Source organism: Streptomyces roseicoloratus, from assembly GCF_004117935.1.
GTDB lineage: Bacteria > Actinomycetota > Actinomycetes > Streptomycetales > Streptomycetaceae > Streptomyces > Streptomyces roseicoloratus.
Genome location: NZ_SDOY01000170.1, coordinates 147087 through 167420 on the forward strand (window position 1 = coordinate 147087; position 20334 = coordinate 167420).

The 20334-nt window shown below is 74.4% G+C and carries 20 protein-coding genes and 1 pseudogene; 17 read left to right on the forward strand and 4 right to left on the reverse strand.

Annotated features, from left to right (window positions below; genetic code table 11):
* Nucleotides 1-6 precede the first annotated feature (6 nt).
* The 13 genes from ESG85_RS30420 (at nucleotide 7) to ESG85_RS36720 (ending at nucleotide 10704) form a co-directional block, all read left to right on the forward strand.
* Complete coding sequence (locus ESG85_RS30420) at nucleotides 7-879, forward strand: diiron oxygenase (RefSeq protein ID WP_128984383.1); 873 nt, start codon at nucleotides 7-9, stop codon at nucleotides 877-879.
* A complete protein-coding gene (locus tag ESG85_RS30425) occupies nucleotides 876-1769 on the forward strand; it encodes a class-II aminoacyl-tRNA synthetase family protein (RefSeq protein ID WP_128984384.1) in 894 nt (297 codons plus the stop codon). The genes ESG85_RS30420 and ESG85_RS30425 overlap by 4 nt, the downstream gene beginning before the upstream one ends.
* Nucleotides 1766-2203 (forward strand): holo-ACP synthase, encoded by a 438-nt coding sequence (locus ESG85_RS30430; RefSeq protein ID WP_128984385.1) that lies wholly within the window; start codon nucleotides 1766-1768, stop codon nucleotides 2201-2203. The genes ESG85_RS30425 and ESG85_RS30430 overlap by 4 nt, the downstream gene beginning before the upstream one ends.
* Before the next feature lie 268 nt (nucleotides 2204-2471).
* The gene (locus ESG85_RS30435; protein ID WP_128984472.1) at nucleotides 2472-2705 is read left to right on the forward strand and encodes a phosphopantetheine-binding protein; all 234 of its coding nucleotides are present in this window, start codon (nucleotides 2472-2474) and stop codon (nucleotides 2703-2705) included.
* A gap of 21 nt (nucleotides 2706-2726) precedes the next feature.
* Complete coding sequence (locus ESG85_RS30440) at nucleotides 2727-3551, forward strand: class I SAM-dependent methyltransferase (protein ID WP_128984386.1); 825 nt, start codon at nucleotides 2727-2729, stop codon at nucleotides 3549-3551.
* A complete protein-coding gene (locus tag ESG85_RS30445; protein ID WP_128984387.1) occupies nucleotides 3551-4579 on the forward strand; it encodes a 3-oxoacyl-[acyl-carrier-protein] synthase III C-terminal domain-containing protein in 1029 nt (342 codons plus the stop codon). Before ESG85_RS30440 ends, ESG85_RS30445 begins: the two co-directional genes overlap by 1 nt.
* Nucleotides 4576-4848: an acyl carrier protein gene (locus ESG85_RS30450; protein ID WP_128984388.1), complete on the forward strand. Its 273-nt coding sequence runs from the start codon at nucleotides 4576-4578 to the stop codon at nucleotides 4846-4848. Before ESG85_RS30445 ends, ESG85_RS30450 begins: the two co-directional genes overlap by 4 nt.
* Nucleotides 4845-5729, forward strand: a complete 885-nt coding sequence (locus tag ESG85_RS30455) for a hypothetical protein (RefSeq protein WP_128984389.1) — start codon at nucleotides 4845-4847, stop codon at nucleotides 5727-5729. Before ESG85_RS30450 ends, ESG85_RS30455 begins: the two co-directional genes overlap by 4 nt.
* Complete coding sequence (locus ESG85_RS35190) at nucleotides 5726-5878, forward strand: hypothetical protein (RefSeq protein WP_164986355.1); 153 nt, start codon at nucleotides 5726-5728, stop codon at nucleotides 5876-5878. The genes ESG85_RS30455 and ESG85_RS35190 overlap by 4 nt, the downstream gene beginning before the upstream one ends.
* Before the next feature lie 78 nt (nucleotides 5879-5956).
* The gene (locus ESG85_RS30460; protein ID WP_128984390.1) at nucleotides 5957-7330 is read left to right on the forward strand and encodes a condensation domain-containing protein; all 1374 of its coding nucleotides are present in this window, start codon (nucleotides 5957-5959) and stop codon (nucleotides 7328-7330) included.
* A complete protein-coding gene (locus ESG85_RS30465; RefSeq protein ID WP_128984391.1) occupies nucleotides 7330-8550 on the forward strand; it encodes a polysaccharide deacetylase family protein in 1221 nt (406 codons plus the stop codon). Before ESG85_RS30460 ends, ESG85_RS30465 begins: the two co-directional genes overlap by 1 nt.
* 14 nt (nucleotides 8551-8564) lie before the next feature.
* Nucleotides 8565-9890, forward strand: a complete 1326-nt coding sequence (locus tag ESG85_RS30470; RefSeq protein WP_128984392.1) for an MFS transporter — start codon at nucleotides 8565-8567, stop codon at nucleotides 9888-9890.
* A complete protein-coding gene (locus ESG85_RS36720; protein WP_281288097.1) occupies nucleotides 9871-10704 on the forward strand; it encodes a 4'-phosphopantetheinyl transferase family protein in 834 nt (277 codons plus the stop codon). The genes ESG85_RS30470 and ESG85_RS36720 overlap by 20 nt, the downstream gene beginning before the upstream one ends.
* Nucleotides 10705-10783: 79 nt before the next feature.
* Here ESG85_RS36720 and ESG85_RS30480 read toward each other — a convergent pair whose 3' ends face one another.
* Together ESG85_RS30480 and ESG85_RS30485 are read right to left on the reverse strand one after the other, a co-directional pair.
* The gene (locus ESG85_RS30480) at nucleotides 10784-11608 is read right to left on the reverse strand and encodes a sigma factor-like helix-turn-helix DNA-binding protein (protein ID WP_246095418.1); all 825 of its coding nucleotides are present in this window, start codon (nucleotides 11606-11608) and stop codon (nucleotides 10784-10786) included.
* A 7-nt stretch (nucleotides 11609-11615) separates the two neighbouring features.
* Nucleotides 11616-12017 carry a DUF6479 family protein gene (locus ESG85_RS30485; protein ID WP_128984393.1) on the reverse strand — a complete coding sequence of 134 codons (402 nt, stop codon included), beginning with the start codon at nucleotides 12015-12017 and terminating at the stop codon, nucleotides 11616-11618.
* Between the two features lie 189 nt (nucleotides 12018-12206).
* On the opposite strand from ESG85_RS30485, the gene ESG85_RS30490 reads away from it, so the two are divergent.
* The gene (locus ESG85_RS30490) at nucleotides 12207-12716 is read left to right on the forward strand and encodes a SigE family RNA polymerase sigma factor (protein ID WP_128984394.1); all 510 of its coding nucleotides are present in this window, start codon (nucleotides 12207-12209) and stop codon (nucleotides 12714-12716) included.
* Between the two features lie 165 nt (nucleotides 12717-12881).
* Nucleotides 12882-14165 (forward strand): hypothetical protein, encoded by a 1284-nt coding sequence (locus ESG85_RS30495; protein ID WP_128984395.1) that lies wholly within the window; start codon nucleotides 12882-12884, stop codon nucleotides 14163-14165.
* A gap of 332 nt (nucleotides 14166-14497) precedes the next feature.
* Here ESG85_RS30495 and ESG85_RS30500 read toward each other — a convergent pair whose 3' ends face one another.
* Both ESG85_RS30500 and ESG85_RS30505 read right to left on the reverse strand, forming a co-directional pair.
* Complete coding sequence (locus tag ESG85_RS30500) at nucleotides 14498-16267, reverse strand: bifunctional 3'-5' exonuclease/DNA polymerase (protein ID WP_425471298.1); 1770 nt, start codon at nucleotides 16265-16267, stop codon at nucleotides 14498-14500.
* Between the two features lie 267 nt (nucleotides 16268-16534).
* Entirely contained in the window at nucleotides 16535-17806 is a 1272-nt protein-coding gene (locus tag ESG85_RS30505) for a helix-turn-helix transcriptional regulator (RefSeq protein WP_128984397.1), read from the reverse strand.
* Between the two features lie 456 nt (nucleotides 17807-18262).
* On the opposite strand from ESG85_RS30505, the gene ESG85_RS30510 reads away from it, so the two are divergent.
* A complete protein-coding gene (locus ESG85_RS30510) occupies nucleotides 18263-19186 on the forward strand; it encodes an NADP-dependent oxidoreductase (protein WP_128984398.1) in 924 nt (307 codons plus the stop codon).
* Nucleotides 19187-19558: 372 nt separating this feature from the next.
* Nucleotides 19559-20013, forward strand: a pseudogene (locus ESG85_RS30520) (DUF4265 domain-containing protein).
* Nucleotides 20014-20334 lie beyond the last annotated feature (321 nt).

The following is a 20334-nucleotide window of genomic DNA, read 5'->3' on the forward strand; positions in this document are numbered from 1 at the left end:
CACGCGATGGTCAGCGACGTGATCGACCGGAACGACCGGTTCCGGGGAATTCTGGACCGACTCGCCACCAAGTCCATCGACGACTACTACAACCCGTACCGGCTGTTCGAGTGGCCGGACCGGCTCCCGGAGGACATGTGGTGGATGAGCCCCGAGCTCACCACCACACACGGGACGGAATGGGCCGAGAAGCTCACCCCGCAACAGCTCCACACGCTTTCCAAGCACGAGAGCATAAACTTCTACAGCCTCAACGTGCACGGAATCCGGGAACTGCTCGTCGAGGTGGTCAACCGCATTCACACCGCCGGTTTCGAAACGCCGTCGGAGTTCTTCCACCACTTCATCGGTGAGGAGAACGAGCACATGTGGTTCTTTGCCGAATTCTGCCTCCGGTACGGCGGGAGGATCTACAAGCAGCCCGCCGGCGGCGCGGAGGGCACCGCCCCGTCCGAGAAGATCCAGAGCCTGCTGGTGTTCGCCCGGATCCTGATCTTCGAAGAGCTCGTCGACCACTTCAACGCGAAGATGGCCGAGGACGAGCGGCTGCACGAGACGATCCGCGGGATCAACCGCATCCACCACCAGGACGAGTCCCGGCACATCGCCTTCGGCCGCGAACTCGTCGGGCTGCTCCACCAGGACCTCCGGGAGACCGCCACCGAGCAGGAGCTGGACGACGTCTCCGCCTACCTGCGCCGCTACATGAAGCACAGCTTCGAGTCCCTCTACCACCCGCAGGTCTACCGCGACGCCGGCCTGGAGAACCCGCACGCGGTGCGCCGGGCCCTCCTGGAGTCCCCCGCCCGCGTGGAGGCCGAGCAGCACACCTTCCGCAAGACCGCCCGGTACCTCGAGAAGACGGGAATCATCCGATGAACCGCCTGACCGGGAGCGACGGCGCGCCCGCCCTGGCCATCCTCGGGCCGGAGGCCACCCGCCTCGTCAAGGAGCTCGACCGGGTCTTCGCCGGCTGGGGCCTCGCCGCCGGCGCCGAGGAGATCAGCGCACCGCCGCTCTTCCCGGTGCCCGACCTGGAGAAGTTCGACGTCTACACCAACTTCCCGCACCTCGCGTGGGTGGCCGGCTCGCTGGACGTGACGGGCGATCAGTTCAAGCCCGTGGAAGGCCGCTTCGGGTCCGGTGCCGTGTCCGAGGCGCGGTACGGGCTGCCGCACGCCACCTGCTACGGCGCGTACCTCTTCCACGAGGGTGGTCAGGTCGCCGACGACACCCTGGTGACCCTGGTGAACCGCTGCTTCCGCAACGAGGACCACTACGGCGGACTGCGCCGCCTCGCCAGCTTCCAGATGCGCGAGATCGTCGCCCTCGGCAGCTTCCCGCACACCCAGGAGGTCCTCGCCCGCTTCACCGGGCGGATCCAGGCCTTCGCCGCCGCGCTCGGCATCGAGCTCGCGAAGGTGCCGGCGGGCGACCCGTTCTTCCGGAACGACGGCGGCCGCGCGCTGATGCAGAAGCTCAGCCCGGTCAAGTACGAGTTCCAGTACGGCGGCGACCTGGCGATCGCCTCGGTGAACACCCACCGCAACTTCTTCGGCGAGCGCTGCGGCATCCGCCTGGCGTCCGGCGAGCACGCCTACACCGCGTGCGTGGCCTTCGGTCTGGAGCGCTGGCTCGCCGTCCTGACCGAGCACTTCGACGCGGACCTCGACGCGGCGCTGGCCGCCGTACGCAAGGCCGAGAAGGTCACGGCCGAGGCCGCGGAGGTTCCCGCCGCGCCCGGCACCGCCGCCGTCGGCGCGTCGTGACCCAGCCGCTCATCGGCGTCGACGTGGTGCCGCTCTCCCGGGTGCGCGAGCTGACCGCTCCCGGCGCCGGACCGCTGCTCGGGCGCTATCTCTCCGCCGCGGAACTGATCGCCTCCCGCACCCCGGACGGCGCGGCCGACGAGGCCGGCATCGCCGGCCGGCTGGCCGCCAAGGAGGCCGTCTTCAAGCTCTTCGGGGCCGTCCGCAGACCCGTTCCCTGGCGGGGCATCGAGGTCCTGCGCGGTCCCGGCGGCCGGCCGGGCGTCCGGCTCTCCGGCAAGGGGGCCGAACTGGCCCGGCACGCCGGACTCGGCCCGATCGACGTCAGCATCAGCCACGACGCCGGCTTCGCCATCGCCGTCGCCGCGGCCTCCACCTCCCACGACCGCACGGCCTCCGCGCCCCCGAACGGTGCCGCCTCCGGCCGCTCCTGACCGTACGGCCCGGTCCGCACGGCCGCACGGCCGTCGGCCCCCGCTGACCGCACGGCCCCGGTCCCTCGTGACCGTACGGCCCCGGTCCGCACGGCCGCACGGCCGTCGGCCCCCGCTGACCGCACGGCCGCACGAGTCCCTCCCGACCGTACGGCCTTCCGGCCCTCAGACCGGCCGGCCGCCCCCACCCCTCCCGACCGGCCGGCCTCCCACCCCTCCCCATCGCTCCCCCACCGTCTCCGAAGGGAATGCCATGAGTTCCGCAGGTATCGGCTCCGCAGGTATCGACAAGGTCCGGGACTGGATCCTCGGCCGTCACCCCGAGCGCACCGAGCTCGCCGCCGACGTCGACCTCATCGAGAGCCGCCTGGTCGACTCGCTCGCCTTCGTCGAGCTCGTCTACACGATCGAGGACGCCGCGGGCGTCGAGATCGACTTCGACAACATCGACATCGAGGACTTCCAGACCCTCGCGACCATCGAGAAGGCGTTCTTCGCCTGATCCCGAGGAGGGATCTTCACCATGGATGCTGTCTCCTACACCGCCCAGTGGATGGCCGCGGCCCGCGCGCAGGAGTCCGAGCGCGAGGACGCGCTGTTCGTCGACCCGCTGGCCCGCGACCTGGCCGCGCCCCGCGGCTTCGAGCTGATCGAGCGCTACGCCGGCGGCGGTCTGCTGCCCTTCATCTCCATCCGGACCAGGTTCCTGGACGACGCCATCCGGGACGTCCTCGCCGAGAGCGGCATCCAGCAGGTGGTGCTCATCGCCGCGGGCATGGACACCCGCGCGTTCCGGCTCGACTGGCCGGACGGCGTCGAGCTGTACGAGGTCGACCACGCCCTGCTGATCGCGGAGAAGCGCCGCCGCCTCGACGCGCTCGGCGCCGAGGCGCGCGTCGACCGGCGCGAGGTCTCCGCCGACCTCACCCAGGAGTGGATGCCCGCCCTGGAGGCCGCCGGCTTCGACCCCGAGCGGCCGACGCTGTGGGTCGCCGAGGCCCTCACCTTCTTCCTCACCGAGGAGCAGGCCGCCGGGCTGCTGCGGCTGCTCGCCTCCGCCTCCGCGCCCGGCAGCCACCTGGCCTTCGACATCCTCGGCCGCGCCCTGCTGCGCAGCCCGTTCTCGAAGCGCTTCCTGGACACCCTCGCCGCCGACGGCACGCCGTGGATCTTCGGCACCGACGAGCCCGAGGAGTTCCTGACGGCCAACGGCTGGAAGACCACCGACCTGCGCGAGCCGGGCCAGCCCGGCGCCGGCGAGGGCCGCTGGCCGTACGACGTCCAGCCGAGGGACCGCCGCGGCGCCAACCGGCTGTGGCTGATCCGAGCCGAGGTCGTGAAGGCCTGATGAGCGTGCCGACCACGGACGCCCGGCCGGCCGCGGACGGGCCGCCGGCCACGGACCGCCGGATCACCCTGGAGCGGATCGAGTCGTACCTGCCCGAGCGCAGCGTACGGATCGAGGAACTGGGCGAGCGGCTCGGTCTGCGCCGGGCCGCCCTGGGGGTGTTCCGCAAGTTCTACGGCCTGGACACGCTCCGCTTCGAGCCCGAGCTGCCGCTGCTCGACCTGCTGCGGCCCGCCGCGCGCGGCGCCCTGGCCGCCCTGCCCGAGGGCGGCCGGGTCGACTACCTGGCCTACGCCCACGTCACCCAGGCGGTCGCTCCCGCCGACGTGGACGTGGCCAGGGAGGTCGGCGACGCCCTCGGGCTCGTCGACACCGAGGCGTTCGGCCTCAGCCACCAGGCCTGCGTCAGCAGCCTGGGCGCCATCGAGGTGCTCGGCGAACTGCTGCGCGCGGAGGGCGGCGACGGCGCGTACGCGCTGATGGTCACCGGAGAGCAGGCGTACTCGCCGATCGTCCAGCACGTGCCCAACACCTCGATCATGGCCGACGCCGCCGCCTCCTGCCTGATCACCCTGGACGGCGACGGCGACGAGGTCCGGTCCTTCGCCACCCGGACCCTCGGCGAGTACGCCCAGTGGCTGGAGCTGACCGCCGAGCAGAACACCGAGTTCGGCGAGCAGTACGGCCGGCGGATCGCCGAGGTCATCCACCAGGCGGTGGCGGAGGCCGGGCTGACGCTCGACGAGATCGACCTGGTGATCCCGCACAACGTCAACAAGCTGGCCTGGCGGCAGACCATCAAGGAGCTGGAGGTGGCGCCGGAGAAGGTCTTCCTGGACAACGTCCCCCGCTACAGCCACACCTTCGCCTCCGACGTGTTCGTCAACTACACCACCCTGCGCGACGCCGGCCGCCTCGTGGACGGCGCGCACTACCTCCTGGTCTCCGTCGGCCTCGGCGCCACCTTCGGCGCGATGGTCATCACCCACCGGGCACACCACCCGAGGACAGGGGGCGAGAGCCGATGAACCGTCAGGAAGTGCTGCTCCTCGTCGAGAAGGCACTGAGCGAGGTCCTGGAACGGCCGGTCACCGGGCTCACCGAGGAGACCGCCCTCTTCGACGAGCTGCAGCTGACCTCCCTCGCCGTCCTCGGTCTGCTGATGACCGTCGAGGAGGCGACCGGGATCTCCATCGACCCGGAGCAGCTCGACATCGACCACCTGCGGACCATGCGGTCGTTCGCCGACTACGTCGAGGCCGCACTCCGCGAAGCCGCAGCAGAGGGGACGTCATGAGCGGACTCGCCGTACGGGCCGCCGCAGCGGTGCGCTCGCCGCAGGGGCGCGGCCCAACCGATGCGCCGGCCGCGCTCGGGAGCCCCGCCGGGCTCGACGAGCAGGTCGTGCTCGACTACTTCCGTGACCTGCTCACCCCCTTCGGCGAGAAGCCGGACGAGGAGCTGTTCCGCGGCGGCGCGCACGTCCACCACCGCGACCTCGCGGACCTGCTCGTCGCCGACGAGGGCGTCGGCCGCAGCAGGCCCGAGCTGCTGATCGTCACCCACGCCCTGCCGGACGTGGTGCCGTTCACGGCCGTCGCGCCGCACATGACCGAGCGCCTCGGCGGCCGGGCGGTCAACTTCGCGATCGCCCAGCAGGGCCTGGCCGCGCCCTTCACCGCGCTGCGGATCGCCTCGGCGTACCACCGCGCGGGACGGGCCGCGGAGGTCGTGCTCGCGGTCCTGGAGCAGACCACCCTGCCGACGGCCTTCCCGCTGGTCCAGGACACCCCGCTGACCGACTCGGCCGCCGCGCTCGTCCTCGGCGGGGCCCCGGCCGGGGGCGACGGACCGGTCCTGCGGTTCGTCCGCGCGCACGCGGCCGGTTCGGCGGCGACCGCGCTCGACGGGTACGGGCCGGGGCGCGAGCTCGACGAGGACGGCACGCTCCTCGTCCTCGGGCCCTGGGTCACCGAGGATCTCCCGCCCGGGGAACGCACCGCGGTGCACCGGGTGGCCCCCGGCAGCTACTGCACCAGCCTCTGGCTGGACCTCGCCGACCACTGGCAGGAGTGGCAGCGGTCCTACCGGCGGGTCGTGCTGTGCGACACCGACCCGCGCTCCGGCCGCAGCCACGTCGCGCTCTTCGCGACCGAGGGAAAGGCGGCGACGCGATGACCGAGACCGGCGACGCGACGACGGAAGCCCGCTTCGCGATGACCGAAGCCCGCTTCGCGACGACCGAGACCGGCGAGGCGGCGACCGGCGGAGACCACGCCCCGGCCAACGCCGGCGACGCGACGACCACGAAGGCGGTGACGCGATGACCACGGACGACGCGACGACCACGAAGGCGGTGACGCGATGACCACGGACGACGCGACGACCACCGAGGCGGTGACGCGATGACCGGCGCCGAGGAGCGGCCGGCCGTCAGGCTGGTGTCCGCGCGGTCCGGGCGCGGCCCGGCGACCTGGGGCCAGCGGGCGATCTGGGGCGTCGTCACCCGCCTCGGCGACGACGCGCCCCGCTACAACGTGCCCGTCGAGCTCCCCGTCTCCCCGCCGCGCCCGGTCGCCCGGGTCGTCGCGGACGTGACCGAGCTGGTGCAGCTCCACGACAGCCTGCACACCCGGTGGCTGTCCGCCGGCGAGGACGACCTGGAGCAGGTCGTCGACGGCAGCGGCGAGCTTCCCGTGGAGGTCAGGACCGCCACGCCGGAGCAGGCCGCGGAGACCGGCGCGGCGCTCCTCGCCGAGCTGGCGGGCCGCCCCTTCGACCACACCCGCGAGTGGCCCCTGCGGATCGGCCTCGTCGTGAGCGAGGGCCTGGTGCACCGGCTGGTGATCGTCGGCGCGCACACCGGGATGGACTACTGGGGCCTCGGCCGACTGCTGCGCGACCTGGAGTCGGTCCAGGCGGGGGAGACGGCCGCGTCGCTGCGTCGGGCCCGCGCGGCCCAGCAGCCCCTGGAGGCCGCCGAGGTGCAGGCCTCGCCGCTCGGCCGCCGCCGGGACGAGGCCGCCCGCCGCTACTGGTGCGAGCAGCTGACCGCGGGGCCCGGGCGGATCTTCCGGAACCCGGTGGCGCCTGAGCTGGCGGACGACCCGGACCGGACGTTCCCCAACGCCCGGCTGCGGTCGCCCGCCCTCGCGGTCGCCGTCGGCCGGGTCGCCGCGGAACTGGAGGTCAGCGACGCCGCGGTGCTGCTCGGCGCGGCCTCCCACCAGCTGGCCAGGATGTCCGGGAGCAGCGACGTGCTGTTCCAGGTCGTCGTGGGCAACCGCTTCACCCCGGCGGCCGCCGCCTCGGTCAGCACCGTCGCGCAGGAGGCCCTGTTCCGGCTCACGGACGCGGACCGGGACTTCGGCGACGCGGTGCGGCGGACCCGCTCCGTCGCGCTGAGCGCCTTCCGGCACGCGGCGTACGACAAGTGGACGCTGGACCGGGAGGTGGCGCTGCTCGTCGAGAAGGGCGAGGCGGCGGACCACTCGTACTGGTGGAACGACACCCGTGACCCGGGCGTCGGCCCCTTCGACACGGTCGAGCCGCCGCGGGCCGCGCTGAGCGAGCTGATCGGCCGGACCGAGATCGCCTGGCCGACGGAGTTCCCGGCCCGCAGGAACGTCTCGATGGCGGTGGACGTGCTGACCGCCCCGGGCGCCCTGGACCTCGCGATGACCGCCGACCCGGCCGTCGTCGACCGCGCGGGCATGGAGCGGTTCCTCCGCGGTGTCGAGCGGCTGATCGTCGCCGAGGCGATAGCGCTGGGGGACTGATGACGACGGGACGGACGAGCGCAGGCTCGACGCACGGCGGACCGGCTGCCGGAGGCGCGACGACCGGCACGCGGTACGCGGGAATCGCCTGGACCGGCTCCGGGTACCGGGTCGACGTCGTGGACGCCGGCACCGGCCGCCGGGTCGTCGAACCGAGCAGCTGGGGCGGCGCCCAGGTCGCCGAACTCATCGCCTGGCTGAGGGACTTCGACGGAGGCCCTGCCCCGGCCGTGGTCCTGGAGAGCACCAACGGCCTGCTCGACGGCCCCATGACGGCCGCCGGCCTGGAGGTGTACCGCGCGGATCCGTGGCTGCTGCCGCCCCGGCCGCCGTTCGGCTCCGTCCCGGCCGAACGGCTCGCCCAGCAGGCCAGGACCGCGCCCGGCTCGCTGGCCCGGGTGACCGCCGAGGGCGGCAGCCTGACCGGCCGCGCCGACGAGTACTTCGACGGCGTACGGCGCGGCGAGCCGATCCTCGCCGAACTGACCGCCGCCGGACGGTCCTTCGGCCACGGCAGCCGGGACGTCCCGCGGGTCGCGCTCACCTTCGACGACGGCCCCGATCCGGTGTACACCCGGCAGGTCCTGGAGATCCTGGACCGGTACGGCGCCCGGGCGACCTTCTTCTGCGTCGGCCACCACGTCACGGCGCTGCCCGACGAGGTGCGCCGGATCGCCGCGGCCGGCCACGAACTGGGCAACCACTCCTGGTCGCACCCGTTCCTGTTCGACCTGACGCCGGACGAGCTGCGCGAGCAGATCGACCGTACGGCGGAGGCGGTGGACGGGCTGACCGGCACGGCCCCGGTCTGGTTCAGGCCGCCGTACGGGGCGCTGAGCCCCGAGGTGCTCGCCGCGCTGGAGAAGCATCCGGTCGCCCTGACCATGTGGGACGTGGACGCCCGCGACTGGTCGCGGCCCGGGCCGGAGCGGATCGCGGCGACCGTCCTGGAGGATGCGGGACCGGGCTCGGTGGTGCTGATGCACGAGGGCGCCGGCGACCGCGCCCAGACCGTCGAGGCCCTCCCGTCGATCGTCGAGGGCCTGCTGGAACGGGGCCTGGAGCCGGTCACGGTGAGCGAACTGGCCGCGACGGCCGCCGCGACGGCCGCGGCGACGGACACCGCGACCGCCACCGCCGCGACCGCCGTCGGCGGACACAGCGGAATCAGCGGAAACAGCGGAAGCAACGGAATCAGCGGAAACAACGGAAACGACTGAAGGGCTGAACGGTCATGGAAGAACGCTTGGCGGACCCGCCCGCGGCGGCGTCCCCACCGGCGCAGGCGGCCCAGGACGGCGCGCCGTCGACGGCGGAGCCGCCACCGGGAGCCCCCTCCACCGGCGGACCGTCCCCGGCGGGGCCGGCGATCTGGTCCCGCAACTTCCGGTTCTACTTCGTCGCCCGCAGCGCGGGCCTGCTCAGCTGGGCGATGCTGCCGGTCGCGGTCTCCGCCGGTCTGCTCAGCGGCGGGTACGGGCTGGACACCGCCGGCTACTCGATGGCCTTCCTGGTCGCCCCGTTCGCCGGTCTGGTGCTGTTCGGCGGCGTGCTCGCCGACCGGTTCACCGCCCGCCGGATGATGATCGTCGCCGACCTGGCCAACCTCGCCGCCCACATCCTGCTCGCCCTGCTGTTCATCCACGGCATCGACCACCTCTGGCAGCTGTACGCGCTCCTCGTGGTGGCCGGCACCGCCAACGCCCTGTTCCAGCCGGGCGCCTCCTCGACCGTCCCGCTGGTCTCCCGTGACGTGCAGGGCGCCAACGGCGTGCTGCGCACCTCCGAGGCGATCACCGGCCTCGGCGGCCCGGCGCTCGCCGGCGCCATGGTCGGGTTCGGCTCCACCGGCTGGGTGATGGTGATCTCCGCCGTCTGCTACGGCACCAGCGCGATCTGCCTGTTCGTGCTCCGGCTCGGCAAGGTGCCCGCCCCGCCGGCCGGCCAGAGCCTGTGGCGCAACCTGGCGGTCGGCTGGCAGGAGTTCCGCTCCCGGAGCTGGCTGTGGGGCGTCATCCTGATCTGGATGTTCTACGCGGTGCTCTCCTGGGGCCCGCAGCTGTCGGTGGCGGCCGGCGTCATCGTGCCCGAGCACGGCGCGAGCGCCTTCGGCCTGATCAACGCGGCGCTGGGCGCCGGCACCGTGGCCGGCGGACTCCTCGCGATCCGCTACAAGCCGCAGCGGCCGCTCGCCGCCGGGGCCGTGGCGATGATGGCGTACCCCGTCTACCCGCTCGGCATCGTGCTCGGCTGGCCGGTCTGGCTGCTCGTCGCCGCGCAGGTCCTGGTCGGCGTCGGCATCGGCGTCTGGGGCGTCATGTGGGCGACCAGCGTGCAGACACAGGTGCCGGGCGAGGTCCTCAACCGCGTCCACGCCTACGAGGTCGCGGGCTCCGTCGGCATGTACCCGATCGGCAGCGCCCTGGCCGGCCCCGCCGTCGGCGCGTTCGGCACGGACACGGTGCTCGTCGTGGGCGTCGTGGTCGGCTTCCTCACCTCCGTCGCCCTGCTCGCCGCCCGCCCGATCCGCACGCTGCGCCGTGTCCCGGACCGCGCCTGAGCGGCGGTTCTGGCGGCCGCGCGCGGCGGCCGACGGCGTGTACTACGCGGCCGCCCGGAGCGAGGAGGTCCTGGCCGCCCTGCCCGTCGCCGCGGCGGACCGGGCGGCGGCCGCGGGACTGCCGCCCTGGCGGGCGGTGGAGCACACGGCCTCGCGCACACTGCTGAGAGCTCTGCTGCGCGAGGTGGACGGAGCCCGCGCCGCCGAAGGAGCCCGCGCCGCCGGAGCCTTCGTCGACGGAGCCCGCGCCGCCGGTCCCGCCGACGGTCCCGCCGATGAGGTCGGTGGCGGCTCGGAGGGCCCGTACGGCGGGTGCTCAGGGGACTGTCCGTGGGGCGGGTGCTCAGGGGAGGGCCCGTACGGCGGGCCGGTCGCCGCACGCCCCGGCGGGCGGCCCTACCTGCCCGGCCGGCCCGGTCTGGGCGTGAGCCTCTCGCACTCCTCCGGCTGGGTCGCGGCGGCCGTCGGCCGCGGCCGTGACGTCGGCGTCGACGTGCAGGTCCCGGCCGCCGTCGGCGACCGGCTGCTGCGGTTCTGCTGCGCGCCCGAGGACGCCGACGCGCTGACCGCCATGGCCGAGGAGCGGCGCCGGCGGGAGTTCGCCTGGATCTTCACCGCCCAGGAGGCCTGCGTGAAGGCCGTCGGCGCCGGCTTCGCCGCGCGGCCCTGGGCCGTTCGGGTGAGCCCCGGGCAGTGCGCCGGTATCTGGCACCGCGCCGGCACGGGGCGGCCGGTCCGCTGGCGCGCCCCTCGCGAGCGGCAGCCCGTACCGGTCGCCTGCGCCTGGACGGAACGGCCCGAGCCGCCCCCGTAGGCCGAGGTTCCGCGGGTCCGCCACGAGGCCGGTCGGCCCGCGCGGGACACGCGGGCCGACCGGCCTCGGGCGCGTGCCCTCACGGCGGGTCCGGCGGTCCCAGTCGCAGGCGATCGAGGTGCTGCGGGTCCGCCAGGGCGTCGACGGCCGTGACGCGGTCCTCCAGGACGGTGAACCGGAGCACCGCCTTCGGTGTCCCGTCCGTGGCGGCCCACAGCAGTCCCGTCGCGCCGTCCACCAGCGCGGGCCTGGCCTCCCGCAACCGCCCGGCGACGCGGTGCGCGACGGCCCGCGCGCCGTGTGCGGGTGTCGCCCCGTTCCGTACGGCCTCGGAGTCGGCCCGCAGCACCGCGTCCGGGTCGAGGAGCGCGACGAGTGCCTCGGCGTCGTCGGCGCGGGCGGCGGCCAGGAACGCCGTCACCGCCTGCCGCTGGCGCTCCGGGTCGGGCGCGGGCATCTCCTCCGTGCCCTCCACGCGGCGCCGCGCCCGCGCCGCCAGTTGCCGTACGGCCGCGGGCGTCCGCTCGACGACCGGGGCGATGTCGTCGTACGGGACGCCGAAGTCCTCGTGCAGGACGAAGGCGATGCGCTCGGAGGGCGTCAGGACGTCCAGGACGTCGGCGGCCGGAGGCACCGAGGCGTCCAGGGGGTCGCGCACGGCAGGGCGCCGGGACTCGCGCGAGCGCAGCCGGTCCAGGCAGAGGGCGGCGACATCGCTCAGCCGTCCCGGATCGGCCGCCGTCCGCAGGACCTCGTCCGCGATCTCGGCGGAGCCGAGCAGGCGCAGCGCGACGGCCCGCATGGGCGCGCCGCCGGCCGCGCGACCGGGCGTACCGGATCCCGCGCGGTCCTGCGCGGGATCCGTCTCGGCGCGGTGGCTGTCCACGGGGGCGGGTGTGCTCACGGGGCGCTCAGTCGCCGTGCCCCGGCCCGCCGCTGCCGAAGCCGCCGCTGGAGATGCCGCCCCACTTGCGCTTCTCCTCGCTGGGCGGGTCGGGCGAGGTCTCGGTCCCGGACGTGCCGCCGTCCTTCAGCTGGTACGGCATGAGCCGGTGCTCGCCGTCGGTCTGCGGCATCTCGGCCGGCCGGCGGTACTCGGACACCTCACCGGGCGGCCGCTCGGTCTCGGGACGGTGCGGCTGCTCCTCCGGCTCCGGAGGAGGGAGCTCCTTGTTCTTGACCCGTATGCCGAGAACGAAGGCGCCGATGAGGACGGCCACCACGATCAGACCGCCGAGCACCTGGGCGAGCCCGGACTGCCACACACCGGCCGCCGTGGTGACCTGGGCAGACTCCACGAGGTAAGTGTTCATACTCAAGCATTACCCCGTTTCGCCCGAATTGTTCCTGTCCTCTCCCGTTTCGCTTCGCGGGCCCGGCTGTCCGCGGAAGGGCGGGCCCGGCTGTCCGTGGAAGGGAGGGTGAAACATTTCCCCGGGGGCGTCGCGTCATGGAGGTGTACCCAGCAAGACGGACTCGTGACAGCGACGGAGGGGAGGGACATGAGAACGTCCCGCGCGGACGAGTTCCTGGAGTTCGCCTCGGCGAGATCGGGGCATCTGTTCCGCTCGGCGTGCCTGTTGACCAGCGGCGACACCCATCTCGCCGAGGACCTGGTGCAGGAGACGCTGGGGCGGATGTACGCGGTGTGGGGCCGCATGGCCCGGGTCGGCAACCCGGCCGGCTACGCCCAGTCCGTGCTCGTACGGACCTTCCTCAGCCACCGGAGACGCCGCTCGGCCACCGAGCGCCCCCTCGGCGAGCTGCCCGACCACGCCCCCGACACCGGCGAGGACCCGGCCCTGCGCATCGCCCTCCTCGACGCCCTGGCCGGGCTCGCGCCCAAGGACCGGGCGGTGGTGGTGCTGCGGTACTGGGAGGACCGCAGCATCGAGGAGACCGCGGACGTGATGAACACCAGCTCCGCGGCCGTGCGCACCCGGAGCACGCGGGCGCTGGCCGCCCTGCGGAAGCGGCTCGGCGGCAGCATCAACGAGTTCGCGGCCCGCTGAACAGGCGGCCGGGTGATCCGCGGCCCGCTGGTCCGAAGGCCCGCTGGTCCGCCACCCGTTGGTCCGAAGGTCCGCTGCATCCCGCACCCCGCACCCCACACTCCGCACCCCACACCCCACACCCCACACTTCTCTGTCCCCCTGACCCGGAACGGTGATCCCGCCATGTCTCAGCACGGAGAGCACGACCAGACGAACGGATGGTTCGAGGAGGAACTGGGCGCGGTCCTGCGCCGCACCGGCGAGGGCTTCTCCGTCGACGACCGCCGCGAGCTCGTCGACGGAGGCCTCGTCCGAGGCCGCCGCCGGCTGCTGCGCCGCCGCGTCGCCACCGTCGGCGGCGCGCTCGCGCTCGCCGGGATCGGCGTGGGCGGCGTGTACGGCGGCTCGGTGCTCGGCGCGCCAGGCGCCACCGAGCAGGCCTCGGTCGCCGGACCCGCGCCGACGGCCCGGCCGCAGGACACGGGCATGGCGGAGATCCCGGTCGCCGACCTCGCCGCCGTCCTCAAGGCCGCCACACCGGCCGGCGCGTGGCAGATCGACGGCCTCGGCGGCGTCGGCCAGAGCGTGCTCGGCGTCTACGACGACGGCAAGGGCAAGGCGGCCGTCTCCGTCGGCCTCTACCGCGCCGGCACCACGCGGGAGTCCGGCATCGGCCAGGTCACCTGCCCGGACAGGACGGCCGTCCCGTACGACGCCTGCACCAGCGAGCGGCTGCCGGGCGGCGACCGGCTCATGGTCCTCCAGGGCTACGAGTACCCGGACAAGCGCGAGGAGACCAAGAACTGGCGGGCGGTGCTGCTCACCAAGGACGGCTTCCTCGTCGATGCGAGCGAGTACAACGCGCCGAGCGAGAAGGGCTCCGCGATCACCCGCGAGGACCCGCCGTTCGACCCGGCGCAGCTGAAGGCCCTGGTCACGGCCGAGGGCTGGCGTCCGCTGCTGCGGCAGATCCCGGTGCTCGAGCCCGTCAAGACCAGGCCGGGCGCCTCGCACGGCACGTCGGCGCCGCAGCACGGCCCCGACGTCGGGGAGACCCTGCGCTCGCTGCTGCCCTCCGGCAAGGGCCTGAAGGTCGTCGAGAAGAGCGGCGACTCCACGGGCGGCTACGTCGTCGTCGACGACGGCACGGGCAAGAGCCTCATCGGCATCAACGTCCAGCCGGACATGAACCGGGTCCGCGACGATCTCTTCGGCAGCGGTGAGGTCACCACCCTGCCCGACGGCACCGTCGTGAAGCTGGAGAAGCGCCCGGGCGAGAAGGGCGGCGCGGGCGTCGTCTGGTGGAGCGCCGACACCATGAGCCAGGACGGCTTCCGGGTCGTCGTCTCCGCCTTCAACTCCGGTGCCCAGCACGAGAGCGCCACCCGCGCCGAGCCGGCGCTGACGACGGAGGAGCTGAAGACGATCGCGCTCAGCCCGAAGTGGCGGGAGCGGGCGACGCGGTAGCGCGAGGCGCACCACGCGACGAGCACCAGGTACGGGGTTCGTACCCCGGGGGAGGCCCGGACCCCGGGGAGGCCCGGACCGCGGGGAGGCCCGGACCGCACCGCTCGCGCCCGCGAGACGCGGGCCGCGGCCTCGCACCGCACCGCACCGCTCGAGCCTCGGGCCGTGCCTCGGACGGGCACGGTGCCTCGGGCCCGCGCCTCGGGCCGCGCGCACCCCTCGGACCATGCGCCGGACCGCGCACCGCACCGCACCTCGGCCCGTGCCGTGGACCGCGCCCGCGCGGAGCGCCTCCGGGCCTCGGCCCCGGGCCGTGCCCCGCCTCCGCGCCTCTACTTCGCGTCGGCGTACCGCTCCACCGTCGCCGTCGTGAACGGGAACCGTACCGGCGTGTCCCCGAAGGCGATCCTGCCCGCCTCGTCGGCCGCCGCCCCGATCGCCTCCGTCACCGCCCCGGCCTCCTCCGCCGGGCAGTGCACGATCACCTCGTCGTGCTGGAAGAACACCAGCTCGGCCCGCATCCCGGCGGTGGCCCGTCGCAGTGCCGCCAGCATCAGCAGGGCCCAGTCGGCGGCGCTGCCCTGGACGACGAAGTTGCGGGTGAACCGGCCGCGGGCGCGGGCGTCGCTCGACGCGTACCCGGGGACGTAACCCTCGGAGCCCTGCGGTCCTCCCGGGCCTCCGGCGTCTCCCGGGCCTCCCGCCCCGGGCGGGCCGTCCTGCGGGATGCCCGCCTCGCCGTCCTCGTCCGCGCCCGCCGCGCGCGGGCTGGTCCGGCCGAGCCAGGTGCGGACCAGCCGGCCCTCCTCACCGGCCTTCGCCGCCTCGTCCACGTACGCCACCGCGCGCGGGAAGCGGCGGCGCAGGGCGGCCAGGTTCTTCAGGCCGTCGCCGCTGGTCTGCCCGTAGATCGCGCCGAGCAGCGCCAGCTTGGCGTGGGCGCGGTCGCCGGAGAAGGCCCGGTCGGACAGGCGGGTGTAGAGGTCGTCGGGGTGCCCGGCAACCTCCATCAGACCCGGATCGCGGGAGATCGCGGCGAGCACCCGCGGCTCCATCTGGTCGGCGTCGGCCACGACGAGGCGCCAGCCCTCGTCGGCGACCACGGCCTTCCGGATGACCTTCGGGATCTGCAGCGCCCCGCCGCCGTTGGTGGTCCAGCGGCCGCTGACCGTTCCGCCCGGCAGGTACTCCGGGCGGAAGCGGCCGTCGCGCACCCAGTCGGCCAGCCAGGACCAGCCGTGCGCGGTCCAGATCCGGTACAGCCTCTTGTACTCGACGAGCGGCGCGACCGCCGGGTGGTCGATATCCTCCAGCTCCCAGCGGCGGGTCGACCGCACCCGGATCCCGGCCTGCGCGAAGGCCTTCAGCACGTCGGCGGGCAGGTCGGGGCGCACCCGGCGGCCGAACGCCGCCGACACCTCGTCGGCCAGCTCCGCGAGCCGGCGCGGCTCGCCGCCGCCCGCGTACCGCTCGCCGAGGAGTTCCCGCAGCAGCTCGCGGTGGACGTCCGCCCGCCAGGGCAGCCCGGCCCGGTGCATCTCGGCAGCGACCAGCATGCCCGCCGACTCGGCCGCGGTGAGCAGCCGCATCCGGCCCGGGTGCTCGGCCCGCTCGTGCCGGCGCTGCTGCTCCGCGTACACCCGGAGCAGGGCGTCGAAGGGCGGCGCGGCGGCGGTCGTGGTCGCCGCCGGTTCGAAGAGGGAATCCTGCGCGGTCGGCTCCGCCGCCCGGAGCGGCGGGTCGGGCGGCACCGGCGCGTTCCGCATCCGGGCCCAGGCGGCCGCGGCGGACCGGGGCTCGCCGAGCCGGCCCTCGTGGCCGAGGAGGAGCTGCTCGGCGTCCTCCACGTCGTAGCACCGCTCGACGCGCACGCCGGCGGCGAGCAGCCGCGGGTACACCTCGGCGGTCGACCGCCACACCCAGCGCTCGACGTCCGGACGCGAGCGGACCGCCGCCACCAGGTCCGGCTCGCGCAGCACCTCGCCGGCGGGCAGCCCGTCGGGACCGAGCGCGACGAGCAGCGCCCCGTCCCCGCCCGGCTCGGGCGCGAGCGCCCACCGGCCACGGCATTCGTTCACGGGTGCGAGTCTGGCACCCGCCACTGACAATCGGGCGATTGGCCGATTGTGTCCGCCTTTCGGCGGCTGCCCGAGCCGGGTGCGTCCACGGCTGCGCGTTCGTCCACGGCTGCGCATGCGTCCGCCCGGGCCGGTGCGTCCGTCCGGGCCGGGTGCGTCCGTGCGGGCCGGGTGCGTCCGTCCGGGGCGGGAACGTCCGCCCGAACCGTGTACGTCCACGGCCGGGTACGTCCCGTCCGGGGCGGGAACGTCCACGGCCGCGTGCGTCCGCCCGGGCCGCGTGCGGTCCGCCTACGCCGCCTTGTGGAACAGTGCCGCCGCCTCGCCCCGTGACCCGACGCCCAGCTTGTTCAGGATGTTGGCGACGTGGAACTTCACCGTGGACTCGCTGATGTGCAGCTCCTGCGCGATCTGCCGGTTGCGGTGGCCGAGCGCCAGGTGCGTCAGGACCTCCACCTCGCGCTCCCCGAGCCCGCTCAGCGGGTCGAGCGCGCCGACCGGAGCCTCCGGCGTGGCGAGCGGGACGACAGCCGTCATCGTCGTCCCCCAGCCCGGCACCGCGTCCATCTCCATGCGGCCGCCCAGCACCTCCAGGCGGTCGGGGACGCTGCCGGCGCCCATCGGGCAGGCGTCGAGCCGGCCCGGGCCGTCGTCGCGCACCGTGGCGCGCAGCTCGTGCTCGGTCAGCCGCCAGCCGACGTGCACCCGGCTGACCGACTTCTGCTCCAGCACCACCAGGAGCAGCTCCCGGACGATCGCCCGGGTGCCGTGCGCCACGTCCCCGGGCAGGCCGCGGGTGGCGTCCGGACCTTCCGGCGGGCCGAGTTCGAGCCGTACGGGACTGTGCCGCAGCATCGGGCGCAGGACGTCCGAGAGCCGGTTGAAGGCCTCGAAGGCCGGTTCCTCGGCGATCGTCCTGTCCCGGTCCGACGCGGCCCGCAGTTCGATCAGCGCCGACACCGCGAGCTCGGTCGCCGTCGCCCGCGCGGCGGAGTCGTCCAGGGAACGGCTGCGCAGCACGCCGAGCAGCCCGGAGAGGGCCGCCGCGTGCGCGGTGCCCAGCTCGGCCGTGACCCGCGCCCGGGTGTCGGCCGCGGCCCGCGAACGCGCGAGCGCGCCCGGCAGCGCCTCGCGCGCGAACCGGTCGAAATGGCTGGTGACCAGGTCCCACAGGAGCTGCGCGATGCCCAGCTCCGGCGCGTCCGCCGGTACGGCGTCGTCCTCCCGTACGAGGACGAGGACCGAGCCGCGGGCGGTGGCGTCACTGCGTACCGCGACCACCTCACGCGCCGCCCCGCCGACGACGGCCCGGCCCTGCCAGGGCCGCCCGGGCACGCCCTCGGCGAGCAGCGGGGCCAGCTCGGCGGAGGTGATCGGCAGCACGGGCGCGTCGACGTCGGTCCGCTTGAAGGGCGAGTGGGCGCAGTGCGTGGACAGCTCGACGGCGACCCGGTGCGGGATCAGCTCGTCGAGTACCTCGGACAGGCGCGGGAGGATCGCGCCCAGCGGCTGCCGGATGATGTCGTGGGCGGCCAACAGGGCGCCGGTCGCGGTGAGTTCCATGGTCGTCGAGCGTACGGACGCGGGCGCCCGGGCGCCTGTCCTTTCGGCCGGGTACGACTGGCCGTTCTGCGGGCGGGGCGAGGGGGGCGCCGGCTGCAGGCTGGTGATCGACCGGAACGGCCGGTCACGAAATCGGAGCACTGGTCACGGATCGGAGTACCGGTCGCCGACTTGAGCATCGGTCATGGATCGGAGCGCCGGTGACCGATCGGAGCGCTGATCACCGACAGGAGCACCGATTACCGACCCGAGCGTCGGTCACGGATCGGAGCACTGGTCACGGATCGGGGCACTGGTCACCGACCCGAGCACGGGTCACCGAGCGGAGCACCGGTCACCGACCCGAGCACTGGTCACCGAGCGGAGCACCGGTCACGGATCGGAGCACCGGTCACGGATCGGGGCACTGGTCACCGAGCGGAGCACCAGTTACGTCATCCCAGGGGGAGCGGAATCATGGAAGCAGTTGTGTACGAGGAGTTCGGCGGCGTCGAGGTGCTGCGTCACGAGGCCGGTGTCGAGGCGCCGGAGCCCGGCCCGGGCGAGGTGCGGGTGAAGGTGGCGGTGGCCGGCGTCAACCCGGTGGACTGGAAGCGCCGTAACGGCTGGCTCGAGGACTTCTATCCGACGACCTTCCCTGCCGTCCCGGGCATGGAGTTCGCGGGAACGGTCGAGGCGCTCGGCGAGGGCGTCACCGAACTCGCCGTCGGCGACGAGGTGTTCGGCTGGACGAAGACCGGAGCCTACGCCCAGTACGCCCTCTCCGACGCCTCCGCCGTCGTCGCCAAGCCCGCCGCCCTCTCCTGGGAGCACGCCGCGAGCCTGGTCGTCGCGGGCGAGGCCGCGCACCGGGTGCTCGACCTGCTGGGCGTCCGCGAGGGCGAGACCCTGCTCCTGCACGGTGCCGCGGGTGCCGTGGGCGCGCTCGCCGCGCAGCTGGCCGTCGCGGCCGGCGTGACGGTGGTGGGTACGGCGTCGGAGCGCAACCACGGCTTCCTGCGCGAGCTCGGCGTGCACCCGGTGACGTACGGGGAGGGGCTCGGCGACCGGGTCCGCGCGGCGGCCCCGCAGGGCGTCGACGCGGTCTTCGACGCGGCGGGCCGTGACACCCTGCCGCTCTCGATCGAACTGCTCGGCGGGGAGAAGTCCAGGATCGTCACGATCGCCGCCCCGGACGCGGCCGACCACGGCATCGTCTTCTCGGGCGTCGCCGTGGAGGCCCCCCTCGCCCGCCGCCGGCTCGCCGGACTGGCCGGCCTGGCCGCCGAGGGCCGGCTGCGCCTGGACATCGCGGAGGTGCTGCCCCTGAAGGAGGCCGCCCGTGCCCAGGAACTGAGCGAGGCGGGCCACGTGCGGGGGAAGCTGATCCTGGTCCCGTGACGCGCGGGGCCGAGCGGGCGGACCCGCGTCCTCGCACGGCGCCGCGCCCGGAGTACGGGGGTCTCCGGGCGGGCTCCGTGGGGCGACGGCGGGTGCCGTCGGACGCTGTCCAGAGGTGGTGCGCCGGGACGAGGGCCAACCTCGCGGAGTGAGCGACACACCGACCCGTGCCGGTGCGGTGGCCGGTACCGACGCCGACTCCGACGTCCTGCCGACTCCGACGTCAACACCGACACCGACACCGACGTCAGCGCGCACTTCGACTCCGACTCCAACTCCGACTCCGACTTCGACTTCGACTTCGACTCGGACTCCGACTTCGACTCGGACTCCGACGTCAGCGTCGACGCCGAGGCCGGCAGCTCCGGCCGCATCAAGATCTGGTTCCGCTCCGTCCCTCACATGGGCCGGCTTTCGCAGGACACCGAGGGGCTGTGGGCCGTCCCGGTGGGCGCGGACACCGCCCGGGTGGTGAACGTGCCCTTCCTCCAGGACGGCGTCGCCGAGGGCGACGTCGTGCGGTACACGACGGACGCCGAGGGCACGCACTGGGCCACGGGCCGTGCGGAGGCCTCCGGCAACGTCACCATCCGCGTCCTGCCCGTCCGCCACGGCCCGTCCGGTCCGGACGCCCGCGCGGTGCACGAGTGGTTCGCCCGCTTCGGCCTCGGCGGCGAGTCCTTCGGCGCGACGCTGCCCCTGGTGGCCCTGACGGTGCCGGCCGACGCTCCGATGGCGGAGATCAAGGCGCTCCTCGTACGGGCACGGAGGACGGCTGGTGGCACTGGGAGACGGGCTGCGCGACGGACACGTGGAACGCGGCGTGAGCGCCCGACCCAGGAACGCTCGGCCAAGGGCCGCCCCGCCCAGGGGTGCCCGTCCGAGAGTGCCCGAGCTCGGAACCAGCCCGCCTTGACGACGGCGTGGCCCGCTGCCGCGGCCCGCGCGTAGATCGCCCATGCCTCCCTCATCGCGGTATCTCCCGCCACCGACGGTCCTCCGGACCGTGCGCCGCGGCCGGGGACAGGAGAGGGGGACACGGTCGCGGGGCAGCAGAGGGGGAGCGGAGAGAGGGGCAGGAGACGCGGCGCGAAGACGGCAGGCGGGACAGGACGGGACGGGACGGGGACCCGGCTCCGACCCCAGTC

What these genes read in the sequence shown, in the direction of transcription:
- ESG85_RS30420 (WP_128984383.1), top strand. Translation starts at nt 7, where the DNA reads ATGGTCAGCGACGTGATCGACCGGAACGACCGGTTCCGGGGAATTCTG.
- ESG85_RS30425 (WP_128984384.1), top strand. Translation starts at nt 876, where the DNA reads ATGAACCGCCTGACCGGGAGCGACGGCGCGCCCGCCCTGGCCATCCTC.
- ESG85_RS30440 (WP_128984386.1), top strand. Translation starts at nt 2,727, where the DNA reads ATGGATGCTGTCTCCTACACCGCCCAGTGGATGGCCGCGGCCCGCGCG.
- ESG85_RS30445 (WP_128984387.1), top strand. Translation starts at nt 3,551, where the DNA reads ATGAGCGTGCCGACCACGGACGCCCGGCCGGCCGCGGACGGGCCGCCG.
- ESG85_RS30450 (WP_128984388.1), top strand. Translation starts at nt 4,576, where the DNA reads ATGAACCGTCAGGAAGTGCTGCTCCTCGTCGAGAAGGCACTGAGCGAG.
- ESG85_RS30455 (WP_128984389.1), top strand. Translation starts at nt 4,845, where the DNA reads ATGAGCGGACTCGCCGTACGGGCCGCCGCAGCGGTGCGCTCGCCGCAG.
- ESG85_RS35190 (WP_164986355.1), top strand. Translation starts at nt 5,726, where the DNA reads ATGACCGAGACCGGCGACGCGACGACGGAAGCCCGCTTCGCGATGACC.
- ESG85_RS30460 (WP_128984390.1), top strand. Translation starts at nt 5,957, where the DNA reads ATGACCGGCGCCGAGGAGCGGCCGGCCGTCAGGCTGGTGTCCGCGCGG.
- ESG85_RS30465 (WP_128984391.1), top strand. Translation starts at nt 7,330, where the DNA reads ATGACGACGGGACGGACGAGCGCAGGCTCGACGCACGGCGGACCGGCT.
- ESG85_RS30470 (WP_128984392.1), top strand. Translation starts at nt 8,565, where the DNA reads ATGGAAGAACGCTTGGCGGACCCGCCCGCGGCGGCGTCCCCACCGGCG.
- ESG85_RS30485 (WP_128984393.1), bottom strand. Translation starts at nt 12,017, where the DNA reads ATGAACACTTACCTCGTGGAGTCTGCCCAGGTCACCACGGCGGCCGGT.
- ESG85_RS30490 (WP_128984394.1), top strand. Translation starts at nt 12,207, where the DNA reads ATGAGAACGTCCCGCGCGGACGAGTTCCTGGAGTTCGCCTCGGCGAGA.
- ESG85_RS30495 (WP_128984395.1), top strand. Translation starts at nt 12,882, where the DNA reads ATGTCTCAGCACGGAGAGCACGACCAGACGAACGGATGGTTCGAGGAG.
- ESG85_RS30505 (WP_128984397.1), bottom strand. Translation starts at nt 17,806, where the DNA reads ATGGAACTCACCGCGACCGGCGCCCTGTTGGCCGCCCACGACATCATC.
- ESG85_RS30510 (WP_128984398.1), top strand. Translation starts at nt 18,263, where the DNA reads ATGGAAGCAGTTGTGTACGAGGAGTTCGGCGGCGTCGAGGTGCTGCGT.